This is a genomic window from Microbacterium sp. ARD31 (assembly GCF_031844425.1).
This window is the reverse complement of sequence record NZ_JAUZVE010000010.1, coordinates 36,067-51,238: the sequence shown is the minus strand read 5'-3', so window position 1 is coordinate 51,238 and position 15,172 is coordinate 36,067. Positions and strand designations below refer to the sequence as shown.

14 protein-coding genes are annotated in these 15,172 nt (G+C 68.6%); 9 read left to right on the top strand and 5 right to left on the bottom strand.

Annotation, left to right across the window (positions count from 1 at the left end; genetic code table 11):
- Nucleotides 1-136: 136 nt before the first annotated feature.
- Entirely contained in the window at nucleotides 137-739 is a 603-nt protein-coding gene (locus Q9S36_RS22750; protein WP_311287136.1) for a DUF305 domain-containing protein, read from the top strand.
- A 42-nt stretch (nucleotides 740-781) separates the two neighbouring features.
- Here Q9S36_RS22750 and Q9S36_RS22745 read toward each other — a convergent pair whose 3' ends face one another.
- Nucleotides 782-916, bottom strand: coding sequence for a hypothetical protein (locus Q9S36_RS22745; RefSeq protein ID WP_311287135.1), 135 nt, complete (start codon nucleotides 914-916; stop codon nucleotides 782-784).
- A 160-nt stretch (nucleotides 917-1,076) separates the two neighbouring features.
- Here Q9S36_RS22745 and Q9S36_RS22740 point away from each other — a divergent pair, with 160 nt between their 5' ends.
- The 6 genes from Q9S36_RS22740 (at nucleotide 1,077) to Q9S36_RS22715 (ending at nucleotide 7,044) form a co-directional block, all read left to right on the top strand.
- Nucleotides 1,077-2,387 carry a UDP-glucose/GDP-mannose dehydrogenase family protein gene (locus Q9S36_RS22740; protein ID WP_311287134.1) on the top strand — a complete coding sequence of 437 codons (1,311 nt, stop codon included), beginning with the start codon at nucleotides 1,077-1,079 and terminating at the stop codon, nucleotides 2,385-2,387.
- Nucleotides 2,388-2,578: 191 nt separating this feature from the next.
- Nucleotides 2,579-3,619, top strand: a complete 1,041-nt coding sequence (locus tag Q9S36_RS22735; RefSeq protein WP_311287133.1) for a TerC family protein — start codon at nucleotides 2,579-2,581, stop codon at nucleotides 3,617-3,619.
- Between the two features lie 95 nt (nucleotides 3,620-3,714).
- A complete protein-coding gene (locus tag Q9S36_RS22730) occupies nucleotides 3,715-4,131 on the top strand; it encodes a CBS domain-containing protein (protein ID WP_311287132.1) in 417 nt (138 codons plus the stop codon).
- Between the two features lie 77 nt (nucleotides 4,132-4,208).
- A complete protein-coding gene (locus tag Q9S36_RS22725) occupies nucleotides 4,209-4,562 on the top strand; it encodes a hypothetical protein (protein ID WP_251453511.1) in 354 nt (117 codons plus the stop codon).
- Nucleotides 4,563-4,638: 76 nt separating this feature from the next.
- Nucleotides 4,639-4,998 (top strand): hypothetical protein, encoded by a 360-nt coding sequence (locus Q9S36_RS22720; RefSeq protein WP_311287131.1) that lies wholly within the window; start codon nucleotides 4,639-4,641, stop codon nucleotides 4,996-4,998.
- 684 nt (nucleotides 4,999-5,682) lie between these two features.
- The gene (locus Q9S36_RS22715; RefSeq protein ID WP_311287130.1) at nucleotides 5,683-7,044 is read left to right on the top strand and encodes a threonine/serine exporter family protein; all 1,362 of its coding nucleotides are present in this window, start codon (nucleotides 5,683-5,685) and stop codon (nucleotides 7,042-7,044) included.
- A 16-nt stretch (nucleotides 7,045-7,060) separates the two neighbouring features.
- Here the strand turns inward: Q9S36_RS22715 and Q9S36_RS22710 are convergent, their stop codons facing one another.
- A complete protein-coding gene (locus tag Q9S36_RS22710; protein ID WP_311287129.1) occupies nucleotides 7,061-7,453 on the bottom strand; it encodes a VOC family protein in 393 nt (130 codons plus the stop codon).
- Between the two features lie 16 nt (nucleotides 7,454-7,469).
- The gene (locus tag Q9S36_RS22705) at nucleotides 7,470-7,904 is read right to left on the bottom strand and encodes a universal stress protein (RefSeq protein WP_311287128.1); all 435 of its coding nucleotides are present in this window, start codon (nucleotides 7,902-7,904) and stop codon (nucleotides 7,470-7,472) included.
- A gap of 188 nt (nucleotides 7,905-8,092) precedes the next feature.
- Between Q9S36_RS22705 and Q9S36_RS22700 the strand changes: the two genes are divergently transcribed.
- Complete coding sequence (locus Q9S36_RS22700) at nucleotides 8,093-11,674, top strand: carbohydrate binding domain-containing protein (RefSeq protein ID WP_311287127.1); 3,582 nt, start codon at nucleotides 8,093-8,095, stop codon at nucleotides 11,672-11,674.
- 113 nt (nucleotides 11,675-11,787) lie between these two features.
- Here the strand turns inward: Q9S36_RS22700 and Q9S36_RS22695 are convergent, their stop codons facing one another.
- The gene (locus Q9S36_RS22695) at nucleotides 11,788-13,059 is read right to left on the bottom strand and encodes a SulP family inorganic anion transporter (protein WP_396653818.1); all 1,272 of its coding nucleotides are present in this window, start codon (nucleotides 13,057-13,059) and stop codon (nucleotides 11,788-11,790) included.
- 129 nt (nucleotides 13,060-13,188) lie between these two features.
- On the opposite strand from Q9S36_RS22695, the gene Q9S36_RS22690 reads away from it, so the two are divergent.
- The gene (locus Q9S36_RS22690; protein WP_396653817.1) at nucleotides 13,189-13,662 is read left to right on the top strand and encodes a MerR family transcriptional regulator; all 474 of its coding nucleotides are present in this window, start codon (nucleotides 13,189-13,191) and stop codon (nucleotides 13,660-13,662) included.
- A gap of 32 nt (nucleotides 13,663-13,694) precedes the next feature.
- On the opposite strand, the gene Q9S36_RS22685 is transcribed toward Q9S36_RS22690, so the two are convergent.
- Nucleotides 13,695-15,161 (bottom strand): DUF222 domain-containing protein, encoded by a 1,467-nt coding sequence (locus Q9S36_RS22685; protein ID WP_311287126.1) that lies wholly within the window; start codon nucleotides 15,159-15,161, stop codon nucleotides 13,695-13,697.
- Between the last annotated feature and the right edge of the window lie 11 nt (nucleotides 15,162-15,172).

Here is a 15,172-nt window from a genome sequence, read left to right as displayed (position 1 = left end):
GCCCCTGTCCCCAGTCGTCTGCGGGGTGGGCGTCAGTGTATCGCGGGGTTTCTGGGCGTCAGCCGGGGGTTGCCGTACGCGGGGGTACTGTGCATACGACGCCCCACTTCATACCCCACAGGGGTATCGTTGACGTATGACCTCCCCCCGCACGTCACGCACCGCCCGCTTCGCCGCCCTTCCCCTCGCCGTCGCGCTGTCGCTGACCGGCTGCACGGTCGTCACCGCACCGGGCAACGGGATGCCGGGTATGGACCACGGCTCCAGTCAGTCACCGGGCGCGGGCGACATGGCCGACACGATGTTCGTGCAGATGATGATCCCCCACCACGAGCAGGCCATCGAGATGAGCGACATCCTCCTGGCGAAGGATGGGATCGACGCCGATGTCGCGGCCCTCGCGCAGCAGATCAAGGACGCCCAGACGCCGGAGATCGAACTCATGGAGAGTCTGCTCGACGAGTGGGGCATGCCGTCCGCGGGCAACATGGGCGGAATGGACCACGGCGACGGAATGATGTCGGACGACGACATCGAGGAGCTCGAAGAGGCCACGGGCGACGAGGCGCAGCGCCTGTTCCTCGAGCAGATGATCGAGCACCACGAGGGCGCCATCGACATGGCCGAAGACGTCATCGACGACGGTTCCGACCCTCAGGTGCAGCAGCTCGCGCAGACGATCGTCGAATCGCAGACCGCCGAGATCGAGCAGATGGAGCAGATGCTCGCCGCGATGTGATCCGGTCGTGATCCGGATGCCGGGGGTCCCGCTCTCCGCGTCTCAGTCGCCGTAGTGGAAGTAGACGGCGCGGCGGGTGCTCAGCACCGTGGTGGCGTAGGCCGCGAGGGCGAGGCCGATCGCCGTGCACAGGGCGACGGCGGACCACTTCAGGATCGCGAGGAGGAGTGAGAGCACGGGTGAAGAACGTTTCGTCCGGGGGCAGACAACGGGCATCGCGGCACGAAGAACACCTTCGCGCCACCGACTCTAGGGTACCCGGGCGGAGTATCCGCTCCGAACCACGCCGACGCGACTTCTAGGATGGGAGCGTCCGTTCGCGCCCCCAGGAGTTCTCATGCGTTTGTCTGTTGTCGGTTGTGGGTATCTGGGGGCTGTGCATGCGGCGGCGATGGCGTCGATCGGGCATGAGGTCGTGGGGATCGATGTGGACCAGGCGAAGGTGGAGGCCCTGGCCAGTGGGCGGGCGCCGTTCTTCGAACCCGGCCTGCAGGAGATCCTGACCGAGGGCATCAGCGCCGGCCGGTTGCGGTTCACCACCGACATGGCCGACGCGAAGGGCGCCGTCGTGCACTTCGTCGGCGTCGGAACCCCGCAGCAGAAAGGCGGCTACGCCGCCGACCTCACCTACGTCAACGCCGCCGTCGACGCGCTCCTTCCCCACCTGTCCCCCGGTGACCTGGTCGCGGGCAAGTCCACCGTCCCCGTCGGCACCGCCGCCGACCTCGCCCCCCGCGTGAGCGCGACGGGGGCGACGTTGGTGTGGAACCCGGAGTTCCTCCGCGAAGGCTTCGCCGTGCAGGACACCGTCGACCCCGACCGTCTCGTCGCCGGCGTCCCCACCGGGCCCGAGGGGGAACGGGCCGCGGACATCCTCCGCGAGGTCTACCACCCCTCCGTGGGCAAGGGGACCCCGTTCATCGTCACCGACTACGCCACCGCGGAACTGGTCAAAGTCGCCGCCAACGCGTTCCTCGCCACGAAGATCAGCTTCATCAACGCCATGGCCGAGATCGCCGAAGTCACCGGCGCCGACGTCACCCAACTCGCCGACGCCATCGGCCACGACGCCCGCATCGGCCGCCGCTTCCTCGGCGCCGGCATCGGCTTCGGCGGCGGCTGCCTCCCCAAAGACATCCGCGCCTTCTCCGCCCGCGCCGAAGAACTCGGCCGTGGTGAATCCGTGGCGTTCCTGCGCGAAGTGGACGAGATCAACCTCCGCCGCCGCGACCACGCCGTCACCCTCACCGTCCAAGCCCTCGGCGGATCCGTGTTCGAGAAGAACGTCACCGTCCTCGGCGCCGCCTTCAAACCCCACTCCGATGACATCCGCGACTCCCCCGCCCTCGACGTCGCCGTCCGCCTCCACGGCCTCGGCGCCCACGTCACCGTCACCGACCCCGAAGCCATCACCAACGCCAAGAACATCCACCCCCAACTCACCTACATCCACGACCGCGACGAAGCACTCACCGGCGCCGACGCCGTCATCGTCGTCACCGAATGGGACGAATACCGCCGCGAACTCGACCCCACCCACGCCAAAACCCTCACCCGCGGCACCATCATCATCGACGGCCGCAACTGCCTCGACGCCACCGCCTGGCGCAACGCCGGCTGGACCTACCACGGCATGGGACGCCCCTGACGCCGGTCGCGGCATCCATTCTCGGCGCGTTCTCAGCAAATCGCCCCTACTCTGATCAGCAGCAAGGGGAGTACTCCCACGCGACGAATGCGTCATTACGGGTCCGAAGATGTGACCCCGCGTCGTCGGTCCGGTGATCCGGGTGGAAGAGACCTTGGGCCCATCTGTTCGCCCAGGTCTCAGGAGTACCCATGGATGTCACCCCGCTCGTCTGGCTCATCACCATCGCGGTCACGATCGCGTTCTTCGTATACGAGTTCTACGCGCATGTGCGCAAACCCCACGAGCCGAGCATCGGCGAAGCGGCTCGCTGGTCGGCCTTCTACATCGGGCTCGCGCTGCTGTTCGGCGTCGGCATCGGCGTCGTGTCGGGCTGGCGGTTCGGCGGCGAGTACTTCGCCGGCTACCTGACCGAGAAGGCCCTGTCGGTCGACAACCTCTTCGTCTTCCTGCTGCTCATGACCAGCTTCGCGGTGCCGAGGATCTACCAGCAGAAGGTGCTGATGATCGGGATCGTGATCGCGCTCATCATGCGCGGAGCGTTCATCGCCGTCGGCGCGAGCCTGGTGGCGAACTTCTCGTGGATCTTCTACATCTTCGGTGCGCTGCTGCTGTTCCTGGCGTACCGTCAGGCCTTCGGCGATCACGACAGCAACCCCGCGGACGGGAAGTTCATGCGGTTCGTTCGCCGTCACCTCCCGGTGGCGGACGAGTACGACGGCGACAAGCTCTTCACGGTGCGAAACGGCAAGCGCCTCGTCACGCCGATGCTGCTGACGATCATCGCGATCGGCTTCATCGACCTGATCTTCGCGGTCGACTCGATCCCGGCCATCTACGGGCTGACCGAAGAGGCGTACATCGTCTTCACCGCGAACGCGTTCGCGCTGATGGGACTGCGTCAGCTGTACTTCCTCATCGGCGGTCTGCTGCAGCGTCTGGTGTACCTCGCGCAGGGACTCGCGGTCATCCTCGGCTTCATCGGGGTCAAGCTCGTGTTCCACGCTCTGCACGTCAACGAGCTGCCGTTCATCAACGGCGGCGAGCCGGTGCTGTGGGCGCCCGAGATCCCGATCTGGTTCTCGCTGCTGTTCATCGCCGCGACCGTGGCCGTGGCCACGTGGGCGAGCCTGGCCAAGACGCGTCGAGACGACCGCCGGACGGTGATCGCGGATGAGCGAGCGGATGCCGCGACGCCGACCGCCGACGAGGTCGCGCCCCCGCGTCACTGATCTCTTTCCGCGTCCTGTCAACCCCCGTGCGCGCACGGCATCGACGGAGGAAGGTCGGACGGGTCCATAACCCGACCCGTCGGAAGGAGCCGAGGATGACTACGGCACGAGAAGTCATGACCAGAGATGTCACCTGCATCAAGGAGGGCGACACACTGGTGGAGGCGGCGCGGCTGCTGCGGCAGCTTGACGTCGGAGCCCTGCCGATCTGCGGCAGCGACGACAAGCTGAAGGGGATGCTCACCGATCGCGACATCGTCGTGAAGTGCATCGCCGACGGCGGCGACCCGTCGACTGTGACCGCGGGCGATCTGGCCGAGGGCAAGCCGGTGACGATCGGCGCCGACGACGACATCCGCGACGCGCTCACGATGATGCAGGAGCACCAGGTGCGCCGGCTCCCCGTGATCGACGGACACCGGCTGGTGGGCATCATCAGCCAGGCCGACGTGGCGCTGTCGATGTCGCCGACCGAGACGGGCGAGACGGTCGCCGAGATCTCGGAGGACTGACGGCGCCTTCCACCCGCTGACACCCCTGCGACGAGGCCGCCGACGAGCGATGTCGGCGGCCTCGTCGTACGCTGTAGGTGTCTCGGCCGGAGAAGGGAATCCGGCTCACCGTGTCGACGTCGAAGCGCTACGCGCAGCACTACGACCGCCTCGCGCACGACCGCCAGACACGCGAGGGCGTCGACGAGGTACGGATCCCGCCGTGCACGCTCCCCCATCAGGCCTATGGCCGTCAGGAGCTGCGCTGGGCGAAGCCGGGAGAGAAGCAGGCGGTGTGGGCCTGGATCTCGTGGCCCCACAAGCCTGCCGAGCGCATCCCGGCCCGGGCGATCGGATGGAACGACCGGGTCGTGGTGGTCGAGTGGGATGACCGTACGGGTACCCGCAACACCGTGGTGTGGCGCAGCGGCGTGACGCGGCGTACGGCTTGACGGGCGTCGGCTTACCGTGCGCGGCCCGATTCGGCAAGGGCCCCGTGCGCACAGCGGCGCACGAGATAGTGAGCGCATGAGATGCATCACATACGCGGGCGAGACGGTCATCACGACCGATGATGTCGCCGAAGCGCTCGTGGAATTGACCGCCGCGATCGCGACCTTGGGGGCGGCCGAGGCGGTGAGCATCCCGATCGTGTTCCGAGAGAGCGACGAGATCGGCGAGGCGGAGCTCGTCATCGGCGTCGGCAACGACGTGCTGTCGGTGCCCGTGGAGTGGGAGGGCGCCGAGCCCGACTTCTCGCATGCCGCGCACGAGCTGAAGTCGCATGACGCCTACCCGCATCGCGCGGTCGAGTCGGACGCCGACGGGGTGACGGAACCCGAGGGTGCACGCTACGACCCGGACCTCGAGGGCTTCACGCACGCCTGAGCCGGTCGCGCTCTGTCTGCACCCGGCGGTCAAACGAACGAGCGGCCCGCGAGCTGGGGACTCGCGGGCCGCTGACCGCCGTAGAATTCGTGGGCCCTCGCACCCGAAGCGATGCCGACGATGGCGGATCAGAACAGAGAGCTGGGGACCCTCTGTGCTTCCACGGTAAGCGCCGGCGAAACGGATGTCTGTCGGAACTTTGGGGGACAAGAAACAGGCGTGCCCCCGGACGCGGGGGAGAAAGTGCGCCCGGGGGCAATGCCGTCGGCTGCTTGCGGCGATCAGTCTTCGCCCCGACGGGTGAAGGCGATGGCGCCTCCACGCCTCAGGCTAGGCGCGGCGCCCCGCGCTGTCTGTCGGCATTTCGGGGGACGACCCGCACCCACGCCGGACAAAGTGAAGCGGCCCGCAAGCTGGGGACTCGCGGGCCGCTGACCGCCGGAGCTCGTCTGCTCACGCACCCGAAGCGGAGTGGACGAAGGCGGTTGAAGAAGGGCACTGGGGATGCCCGTGGTCCTAACGGTAGACGCTTCCCGCGCGGATGTATGTCGGTATTTTGGGGGACACGGGACGATATATCAGTATTTCTTGGGCGAGGGGTCGCTCGCGAGGCATGAACCGGCAGCCCGGATCCTCACCGGCGCGTGGCAGAATGCTTCGCACCCCCGCCGGAAGAGAGACCCCGTGATCTCGACCATCGCCGCGATCGTCGTGCTCGTCGCCGCTGCGATCCTGCTGATCGCCTCGCGCGGTCGTGCCGAGCGCGACATCACCGTCGCCGCGCGCGCGGCCGCCGTCACCGGCGCCGTGCCGGTGTCGCCCGACGAGAAGCCGGATGCCGCAGCCGCCCTCGCCGCGGCGGAATCGCTCGGGGCGATCATGACCCAGGCGGGGTACTCCGTCGACACCATCCAGGACGTCATCGCCGACGTCGCCAAGGTGAACAATCTGCCCGAGAGCGAGGCGCTCGTCTTCCCGAACGCCCTGCTCGTCTCGGCGCGCGGCGGAGGGCAGCAGCGCACCGGTGCGGTCTCGAGCGGCAGCGGCCAGCTGCTGCTGTCTCAGATCGACGAGGTGCAGCGGACGGCGGACGGCGCGCGCACCGGGGTGATCGACCCCCACTCGGTGGTCGAGAAGATCCACCGCATCCGCGAGATGAAGCCGCTGTACGGCCGGGTGCTGCGCGTCGTGGGCTACATGTTCCTGAGCGGCGCGCTCTCGGTCCTGCTGGGCGCCACCTGGAACGGCGTCGCACTGTCGGTCGCGCTCGGCCTCGTGGCAGGTACGGCGCTGCTGGTGAGCGAGCGGGTGCCCGCGCGGTACGGCGCCCTCATCACGGTGGCGATCGCGTTCGTCGTGGCGCTCACGGTGTTCCTGCTCCTTCGCACGGGGCTGGGTACCGGCATCCTTCCCGCCCTGCTCGCACCGCTGGTCGTCCTGCTCCCGGGCGCGCTGCTGACGACGGCTGTCCTCGAGCTCACGACCGGCCAGATGCTGTCGGGCGCCGGACGCCTCGCCGCCGGTGCGATGCAGCTGGTGCTGCTGGGCGCCGGCATCATGACCGCGGGCGCGGTCGTCGGCGTGCCCGACCTCGACTTCAGCGAGCAGCCCAGCCCCCTCGGCGAGATCGCACCGTGGATCGCGGTCGCCGTGTTCGCCGTGGGGATCTGCGTACACCGCTCCGCTCCCCCGCGCGCGCTGCCGTGGATGCTGCTCGTGCTGTACGTCGCGTACTCCGCGCAGGTGCTCGGCGATCTCGCCGTCGGCGGCGTGCTGTCGGCATTCATCGGTGCGCTCGTGGTGACGCCGGTGACGTCGCTGGTCGCGCGACAGCCCACGGGACCCGCCCCGATGGTGACCTTCACGCCGGCGTTCTGGCTGCTGGTTCCGGGAGCACTGGGCCTGGTCGGAGTGGCCGATGTGCTGGGCGGCGACGCCGCGGCATCCGATTCTCTGGTGACGACGCTCGCCACGATGGTCGCGATCGCCCTCGGCGTCCTCGCCGGATCGGCCCTGTCGAACCGGATGCGGCGACCGGCGCTTTGAAGACGTCAGCCGCCGGCTAGTTCCCGAGCTCCCTCGGCGGGCGCCAGTCGGACCAGTCCGCGGCGTCGATGACGCAGAAGCGGTTGCCCTCGGGGTCCTCCATGATGACGTAGTCGGCATCGACGGGGCGTTTGTCCCAGATGACTTCCCGGGCACCGAGCCGTCGCAGCCGCTCGACTTCGGTGGCCTGGTCGTCGGCATACAGGTCGAGGTGGATGCGCGGTGGCAGCACGCGCTCGGACGGCACGGCGTCGAGTGAGACGTTCGGACCTCGGCCGGCGCGCGGCGTGAGGACGGCGAAGTCCGCCTCGACGGGCTCTCGCGGCACGTAGTCGAGGGCCGCACACCAGAAGGCGAGCTGGGCGCCGAGATCCTGCACGCGGATGACGATCGAGCCGACGACCAGCATCAGCGGTGCACCACCATCAGTGGTGGACCAGAACGGGGCAGTGCGCGTGCTCGGCGCACTGGGCGCTGACCGAGCCGAGGAGCAGGCCCGAGAAGCCGCCGTGGCCTCGGCTGCCGACGACGAGCAGGTCGGCGTCCTTGCTCTCTTCGATGAGGGCGGCCGCGGCCGGGCCGGGGACGGTCTTCTTGCTGATCTCCTCGGGGACGGTGCCGTCGAACCGGCCGGTGAGGGCCTGATCGAGCACGGCCCACGCGTCGGCCTCGGGATCGATCGAGTCGGTGTAGCCGGTGAAGACGGGCGGATACGTCCAGGCCGCGACGACGACGAGCTCCGCACCCGTGGCCTCGGCGAGCTGCCAGGCGTGACCGAGAGCGGCCGCGGCCTGCGACGAGCCGTCGACGCCGACAACGATGCGGCGATACAGCGGGGCGCGCTCGGTTGCTTCGTTCATACCCCCAGCATGGGCCATGCGGCCGCGGACGGGAGGGTCGGAGGTCCCGCCCGGACCTGAACGGTTGACACATGGGGACCCCGTTACCTAACATGGCCTGACCCCGTGAGAGCGCTCCCACAACAAACTCGCCGTGGCGTGCGAGCACTCCTGCATCCTTCGAGGACGAAGACAAGACGAGGAAGTCCATGCGAAAAACCCCTGCCCTGCGCCGCCCAGCGGCGGCTGCGATCGCCGTCGCGCTGACGGCGACCACCTTGAGCGCCACGGCCTCCGCAGCCGGCGCCGCCGAGACCGAGTTGACGCTCTACGACTTCGAAGACGGCACCTCCAGCCACATCCAGTGGGGTGACGCCGGGGCGGGAGTCCAGGCGTACGAGGGTTCCGGCATCCCGACCCCCGACGCCGAGCCGAACACGCACATGCTCTCGTACGGCTTCGACCTGGTCGCCGGGCCGAACTACTACGGCGGCATGGGCTTCGAGTTCGCCGGCGGTCAGCCCGCGCAGGACTGGTCGTCGTACGACGGCGTGCAGTTCTGGCTGTACGGCGACGGCCAGGGCGGCACGATGCAGGTCGAGCTGCTCGATGCGGTCAGCGCCGACCCCGGCGTGACCGACCGCTATGACATCGTGGTTCCCGTCGGCGAGGTCGGCTGGCGCCTGGTGCAGGTTCCGTTCGCGGATTTCCAGCGCGCGACCGACTACCAGGACGGCGGCGCCCCCAATGACGGCAGCCTCGACCTGGACTTCGTGCGCGGCATCCTCTTCCCCGGCAACAGCGGCGCAGGCGTCGTGAAGATCGACGACATCGAGCTGTACGCCGGTGCCGTCGTGGCTCCCTCGGTCGGCGTGGGTGCGACCTCGCTGAACGTCACCGAGGGGTCGGATGCCGTCATCCCGGTGTCGCTGAACACCGCAGCCGACACGGATGTGACCGTCGAGTACGCCACCGCCGACGGCACGGGTGTCGCCGGCACCGACTACACGGCGACCTCGGGGACGCTCACGATCCCCGCGGGCGAGACGACCGCGAACATCACGGTTCCGACGACGGCGAACGACCTCGCCGACGGCAACCGCACATTCACCCTCGCCCTGTCGAGCCCGGCGGGCGCCACGCTCGGTGCGGGCACCTCGACGGTGACCATCCGCGACGACGACGCGGGCGAGCCCACCGGTCCGAGCGAGCCCGGCTTCGTGATCGAGGACTTCGAGTCCGAACTGATCCTGGGCGACCCGGCCGCGGTTCCGCCGCTCGGCTGGTTCGCGGTCGCGGGTGCGGGCAACGTTCCGACGTTCGAGCGCACGCCCGACACCACGCGTCCTGACGCGACCGAGGGCAACGACGCACTGCAGATCGGCCTCGACACCGCCTCGTGGGCTGTCGTGATCGACAACTTCACGCCGGACGGGTCGACGTGGGCCCCGCAGGACTGGAGCACCTACAACTCGCTCGGGTTCTGGATGTACGGCACCAACTCGGGTGCGCCGATGTTCCTCGACGTGCTCGACAACCGCAACCCCGACTCCGAGGTCGATGACGCCGAGCGCTTCTCGGTGCGCTTCGCCGACGACTTCACCGGGTGGAAGTTCATCGAGGTCCCCTTCGACCAGTTCGCGCGCAAGAACATCGGCAACGGCGCTCCCGACGACGGGTTCACCCTGACCGAGGTGCACGGCTTCGGCATCGGCGTGGAGCAGACCTCCACGCGCGTGACGCCGACGATCCGCATCGACGACGTGCAGCTGATCGGCACGGCCGAGGTGCGTCCCGTCACGATCAACGTCGCGCGTTCGACGTTCCCGGTCACCGAGGGCGACACCGTCGACGTCGAGGTGCGGCTCACGCGCGTCGCCGACGAGGACGTCACCGTCTCGTACCGGACCGAAGAGGCGACCGAGCGCACGTCGACGGAGGACCTTCCGGCTACGGCGGAGCGGGACTACGTCTCGACCGAGGGCACCGTGACGATCCCGGCCGGTGAGCGCAGCGCCTTCATCCCGGTCGAGACGATCGACGACGCCAAGCCCGAGGTGGACGAGACCTTCCTCGTTCGTCTGAGCGACCCGCAGGGTGCCGAGCTCAACCCGCTCGCGCTGGCGCGCGTCAGCATCGCCGACAACGACGTGGCCGACGGCACGATGCTCGAGGACTTCGAGAACGGCATCGGCCTGCTGCGTCCCACCGGGGACGCAGAGCTGGACGACCGTGAGATCGCGGCATCCGACGCCGACGCCTACCCGACGCAGGACTCGTACGAGACCGTGCTCGACATGGTCGGCGACGGCGGCTTCGAGCGCACGCTGCAGCAGCCGCGGGACTTCTCGGGCGACGAGGGTCTCGGCATGTGGTTCTACGGTCAGGGCGACGGTGCGCCGGTGACGGTGACGCTGCACGACAACGCCGCCGCGGACCCGGGCCCCGAGGCCTGGGAGCTGGCATGGTCGGACGAGTTCGAGGCCGCGGCGGGCACGCCTGCCGATCCGCGGTTCTGGACCTACGAGACCGGCGGCTGGGGTTGGGGCAACGACGAGCTGCAGTACTACAGCGACTCGACCGACAACGCCGCGCACGACGGCGACGGCAACATGGTGATCACGACCCGCAAGGTCGAGGATCCGGCTGCCGCGGGTCTGGACTGCTGGTACGGCGACTGCGAGTACACGTCGGCACGCCTCATCACCGAGGGCAAGGTCGAGGTCAAGCACGGGCGCATGGAAGCGCGCGCGAAGATGCCGGACGGCGAGCCGGGCATCTGGCCGGCGATCTGGACGCTCGGCAACGACTTCCGTGACGTCGGCTGGCCGCGCACCGGTGAGATCGACATCATGGAGTACGTCGGCAAGCTGCCGAACGAGATCTTCGGCACCATCCACGGCCCCGGCTACAGCGGCGGTCAGGCGTACGGCGACACGTACGACTTCGGCGAGAACCTCGGCGGCGAGTGGCTGACGTTCGCGGCGGAGTGGGAAGAGGGCGAGATCCGCTGGTACGTCCAGCGCGATGGCGGCGAAGAGATCCTCTTCCACACCGCTACGCCCGAGGACGTCGCGCCGAGCGACTGGGTGTTCGAGCACCCGTTCACGATGCTGATGAACATGGCCGTGGGCGGCAACTTCGGCGGCCCGCTGGGTGCTGACCTTCAGTTCCCGCAGGAGCTGCTCGTCGACTACGTGCGCGTCTACCAGGCGCCCGACACGGCGGAGCGCTTCGAGGCGTCGTTCGCGGACGACACCGAGGGCTGGCGTTTCGTCGAGGTGCCGTTCGACGCGTTCGAGCGGTCGGCGACGCAGCCCGAGGGTGCACCGAACGACGGCCTGACGCTCACCGCGGTGCGCGGCTACGGCGTGAGCGCCGGTGCGGTGGCGACCGATGACGAGCGGATGCCGGCGGCCGCGGCCGCGGGCGGGGTATCGCTGGATCGTCTGCAACTGCTCGCCGAGGTCGTCGACCCCGTCGACCCGATCGACCCGGGCAACCCGGGCAACGGCGGCGGTAACGGCGGTGGTGACGGGAACGGGAACGGGAACGGCAACGGGAACGGGAACGGCAACGGGAACGGCAACGGGAACGGCAACGGGAACGGCAACGGCAACGGCAACGGGAACGGTTCTGGCAACGGGAATGGCAACGGCAACGGCAACGGCGGGGCTCTCGCGAGCACCGGCGGTGCGGACGGTGCCCTCGGCATCGCGCTCGGGCTGATCCTCACGATGCTGGGCGGCTTCGCCCTCCTGCGACGGAGGTTCGCAACCACCGGACGCTGAGCGAGCTCTGCGCCGGAGGCCCCACCCACCGGACGCTGAGCGAGCGAAGCGAGACGAAGTGCCCCCGACCTGGAAATCTCAGGTCGGGGGCGCTTCGCCGTCGGCGCCGTCGGTCAGTGCCCGGCGCCGAGGTTTCCGGTCAGGCGCGCCTGGAGTGCTGCGGCGGTGTCATTCAGCCCTTCGAATACGACGGACTTGCCGAGGTGGTCGTACTTGGTGATGACGGCATCCAGGGCAGCGACGGTCGAAGCATCCCAGATGTGCGAGCGGGTCATGTCGATCACGATGCGGTCGGGGTCGTGGGTGTACTCGAACTGGGTGGTGAGGTCGTTGCTCGAGGCGAAGAACAGCTCGCCCTCGACCGTGTAGCGGGCGACGGCGCGCTCGTCGTCCACGGTGCGGGTGACGGTGACGAAGTGTGCGACGCGACGGGCGAACATGAGCATCGCGGCGATGACGCCGAGGATGACGCCGATGGCGAGGTTGTGGGTCCACACGGTGGCGACCACGGTGATGAGCATGACGGCGGTCTCGCTCTTCGGCATCCGCTTGAGGGTGCCGGGGCGGATGCTGTGCCAGTCGAACGTCGCGACCGAGACCACGATCATGACCGCGACCAGGGCGGCCATCGGGATGATGGCGACGATGTCGCCGAGCACGAGCACGAGGATCAGCAGGAAGACGCCGGCGAGGAAGGTCGAGATGCGCGTGCGGGCGCCCGACGCCTTGACGTTGATCATGGTCTGGCCGATCATTGCGCAGCCTCCCATGCCGCCGAACAGGCCCGAGAGGATGTTCGCGCCGCCCTGGCCGAAGGCCTCGCGGGTCTTGCGGGAGTGGGTGTCGGTGATGTCGTCGACGAGCTTGGCGGTCATGAGCGACTCGAGCAGGCCGACGACCGAGACACCGAGGGCGTAGGGCGCGATGATGCCGAGCGTCTCGAGCGTGAACGGCACAGCCGGGAAGAACAGCTCGGGCAGACTCTGCGGCAGTTCGCCCTGGTCGCCCACGTTCGGCACGTTGATGGCGAGGGCGACCACGGCGATGGTCAGCAGCACGATCGCGACGAGCGGGGCGGGGACGACCTTCGTCCACAGCGGCATCAAGTACATGATGAGCAGGCCGATGGCCACGAGCGGGTACACCAGCCACGGCACGCCGATGAGCTGTGGGAACTGCGACGTGAAGATGAGGATGGCCAGCGCGTTGACGAAGCCGACCATGACGGAGCGCGGGATGAAGCGCATGAGCTTGACGCCGAGGGCGGCGAGCACGATCTGGATGAGTCCGCCGAGCAGCACGGTGGCGATCAGATAGTCGACGCCGTGATCGCGGACGACGGGCGCGACGACGAGGGCGATGGCTCCGGTGGCGGCGGTGATCATGGGCGCAGGCGTCGTTCAGATCGACGCGAAAGAATGGGGAGTTGGGCACGAGAATCGCGCTCGACCATGACTCTAACGTGACGTGAGGTTTGAGTGCGAATCGAAGGGCGACCGTAAGTGGAAGGCGACGTGAACGACGAGAAGACGATGCGGATCGGGGAGGTCGCCGAGTTGACGTCACTGTCGTTCCGGACACTGCGCCACTACGACGAGATCGGCTTGGCCACCCCGTCGGCGCGCACGGACGGCGGATTCCGGCTCTATACCGAGAGCGACGTCGCTCGACTGATGGTGGTTCGTCGCATGAAGCCGCTCGGGTACTCACTCGAGGAGATGAGCGAAGTGCTGGCCGTCGTGGCCGGCATCCGTGCGGCTGGTGGGGAGGCGCGAGGCGCGGACGCACCGGGCGCGGGAGCACCGGGCGCGGGAGCACCGGGCACAGGCGCTCCGGGCGCGGACGCACGGAGCGCCGAGCTCGCCGAGCGCCTTGCCGAGATCCGCGCAGAGGCGTCGGCACGGCGCGACAAACTGGCCGCGCAGGTGCAGATGGCGGATGAGTTCCTCGCGCAGCTCGCAGCCCCGAGCGAGGCGACCGAGAAGTAGGCAGAGTTCTCCCCTGCGTCGGGGGTGGGGCGTTAGAAGGGTGCGGGGGTGGTGTCGGGTTGGGGTCGGAAGGTGGGGACCCGGCGTTCGGGTTCGACGAGGTAAACCCGTCCGGTGGGTGATTCCCATTCCAGCACCCCACCGGGGCGTTGTCTGACGTCCCAGTCGCCGTGGGTCTTCACGATGTGATGGCCCTTGCACAACGGTCCGAGGTTCCAGGCGGCGGTCTCACCCCCGGCGGACCACGCCAGGGTGTGGTCGATCTCGCACCGCGACGCGGGCATGCTGCACCCCGGCGCCAAACACCGGTCCGCCCGCCACTTCACCAATTTCCGCAACGCCGCAGGCGGCTCATACGAATCCCGCCCCACCGACAGCACCATCCCCGTCTCGGGATGGGTGAGGACCCGCATCCATGAGCGGGCCACACCACACAAGTCCCGGGCCGTGGCGATCGGGATCGGCCCGATACCTTCCACCACCGCCGCATCCGCCCGCGCAGCGTGCTCGTCATCCAGCAGCGACAACACCGGAACGGTGACCACCACACTCGCCCGGATCCCCCGCACCCCAGTGGGATGCTCGGGCACGGTCCCGTCGATCATCAGATCCGCCAGCACATCCGCCCGCACCTGATCCAGACTCCGCGACTCTCCCTCCGCCTTCTTCCACTCCTTACCCATCCGGGTCGCCCGGTCGAAGATCGCATGAGCCTCCACCGCCGGGGCATACAGATGCACCCACGCCATCCCATCCCCGACCTGCTCCACCCACACCCGCCGTGCCTGTACGGCACGCTCCTGCCGCTGCGCGAGCGTGTCCACCCGCGCCTGATCCACCAGCTTGCGCAGCAACCGCCGGAACACACCCACCGGATGAGCCACCGCCAACCCCACCGCCTCACCCTCCAGCGACGCAGCCAATGCGGGCTCGATCCCATCCATCACCGACACGAACACCCGCGCGTGCTGCTCCGTGACCTCCGCCCGTGACAGCACCTCGAACACCCCCCGATACCGGTGCACCAGAGCGTCCGTCATCGTCAGCAACTCCTGCGCGGCATGCTCGGTGATCCCCAATCCCGCCACCAGCTCCAACCGCAACGACCGATCCAACACATCCGACAACGCCCGCCCCGCAACACCCGCCTGCTCGATCCGCACCGACCGCAACCGATCAATCGCCGCGACCTGCTCCGCGAACATCACCGCCCGCAACCCGGCAACCTCGACCACCCGGTCGAACTCATCCGGACCAAACGGACCATACGGACCCGCGCTCACATCACCATCGACCTCAGGCCAGTCCTCGCCGGCGTCGGCCCAATCCAGCCCATCGGCACCGGCCTGGCACGGTCCGATACCGTCCGGCTCGACGCCCTCCGGTCCGTAGCCGTCCGGTTCGGCGCCTGCCGAAGCCCCCGCACCCGGATCATCAGGACCGATGGGACCCGGCTCCAATGCATCGCCCGGTGTATCGAACGCATCATCGAATGTCATACCGGAAACGT

Coding starts and splice junctions, on each gene's coding strand:
- Q9S36_RS22750 (WP_311287136.1), top strand. CDS start 137: ATGACCTCCCCCCGCACGTCACGCACCGCCCGCTTCGCCGCCCTTCCC.
- Q9S36_RS22740 (WP_311287134.1), top strand. CDS start 1,077: ATGCGTTTGTCTGTTGTCGGTTGTGGGTATCTGGGGGCTGTGCATGCG.
- Q9S36_RS22735 (WP_311287133.1), top strand. CDS start 2,579: ATGGATGTCACCCCGCTCGTCTGGCTCATCACCATCGCGGTCACGATC.
- Q9S36_RS22730 (WP_311287132.1), top strand. CDS start 3,715: ATGACTACGGCACGAGAAGTCATGACCAGAGATGTCACCTGCATCAAG.
- Q9S36_RS22720 (WP_311287131.1), top strand. CDS start 4,639: ATGAGATGCATCACATACGCGGGCGAGACGGTCATCACGACCGATGAT.
- Q9S36_RS22710 (WP_311287129.1), bottom strand. CDS start 7,453: ATGCTGGTCGTCGGCTCGATCGTCATCCGCGTGCAGGATCTCGGCGCC.
- Q9S36_RS22705 (WP_311287128.1), bottom strand. CDS start 7,904: ATGAACGAAGCAACCGAGCGCGCCCCGCTGTATCGCCGCATCGTTGTC.
- Q9S36_RS22700 (WP_311287127.1), top strand. CDS start 8,093: ATGCGAAAAACCCCTGCCCTGCGCCGCCCAGCGGCGGCTGCGATCGCC.
- Q9S36_RS22695 (WP_396653818.1), bottom strand. CDS start 13,059: ATGATCACCGCCGCCACCGGAGCCATCGCCCTCGTCGTCGCGCCCGTC.
- Q9S36_RS22685 (WP_311287126.1), bottom strand. CDS start 15,161: ATGACATTCGATGATGCGTTCGATACACCGGGCGATGCATTGGAGCCG.